3 protein-coding genes are annotated in these 957 nt (G+C 60.2%); all 3 read right to left on the bottom strand.

The annotated features are described in order from the left end of the window. A partial coding sequence (locus tag AC1DKV_RS40495; RefSeq protein WP_477117392.1) for a hypothetical protein occupies positions 1 to 184 on the bottom strand: 184 nt, incomplete at its 3' end. Positions 185 to 281: 97 nt separating this feature from the next. Next, entirely contained in the window at positions 282 to 539 is a 258-nt protein-coding gene (locus AC1DKV_RS40490) for a hypothetical protein (RefSeq protein WP_441643672.1), read from the bottom strand. Between the two features lie 62 nt (positions 540 to 601). Continuing rightward, complete coding sequence (locus AC1DKV_RS40485) at positions 602 to 862, bottom strand: hypothetical protein (protein WP_441643671.1); 261 nt, start codon at positions 860 to 862, stop codon at positions 602 to 604. Positions 863 to 957: the final 95 nt, after the last annotated feature.

Raw genomic sequence — 957 nt, 5'->3', positions numbered from 1 at the left:
CGTTGTTGAGCGTGTTGACGTTGATGCTCTGCAGCTGGGCGATGTTCTGGTTGACGTTGACATTGACGTTGGCCACCGGGCCCAGTCCCTGCATCCAGGTGTTGGCGCCGCCGCGCACCGCGGCCAGGGACTTGCTGTCGAGTTCTTGGTTCAGGGGGAGGTCGCGCACGATGAGGGATGACATGTCGGTTCTCTTTGGCTTCACTGGATAACTTGAAATGCTCTTGATTGACTKGTTGCCAGCGGAGGTGGCAGGGCCGCCTCCGCGCAAGCCGGGCCGTTCAACGATAGATGTTGTTCTGGGCGTTCTGCGTCGAGTTGACATGCGACTTGATGTCGTCCACGAAGGCAGCGTTGTTGCCGTTCATGTTGACCACGCTCTGGGTCTGGCCGATCAGTTGCGAGGCGTTGAAGGTCGAGTCGACCTTGACCGCGCTGAACACGGGCAGGAAGGGCACGAAGCCGCCGCGTACGGCGCGCATGGCGCCGGCGTCGAGTTCTTCGGTGACGGACAGGTCTTTGATGGCGATGGTAGTCATGACAGTTCTCCGGTACTCAGTGATGTGCGAATTCGGTTGGCGTGCTCGGCGGGGCCGGCGGCTTAGCGGTAGATGTTGTTCTGGGCGTTCTGGGTCGAGTTGACATGCGACTTGATGTCGTCGACGAAGGCTGCGTTGTTGCCATTCATGTTGACGACGTTCTGCGTCTGGCCGATCAGCTGCGAGGCGTTGAAGGTCGAGTCGACCTTGACCGCGCTGAAGACAGGCAGGAAGGGCACGAAGCCGCCGCGCACGGCGCGCATGGCGCGGGCGTCGAGTTCTTCGGTGACRGACAGGTCCTTGATGGCGAGGGTGGTAGTCATGGCAGTTCTCCTTGGGAGCGATTGAACTTTGGGTTCGGTTGGTTTGAGCAGTGTTTCTGCGCTCGGGAGGTACAAACGCATGGAGTGTGCCAAGG

The sequence above is a fragment of the Cupriavidus sp. 05T41 genome (assembly GCF_056396525.1).
This window is presented reverse-complemented; position numbering and strand designations above follow the sequence as displayed.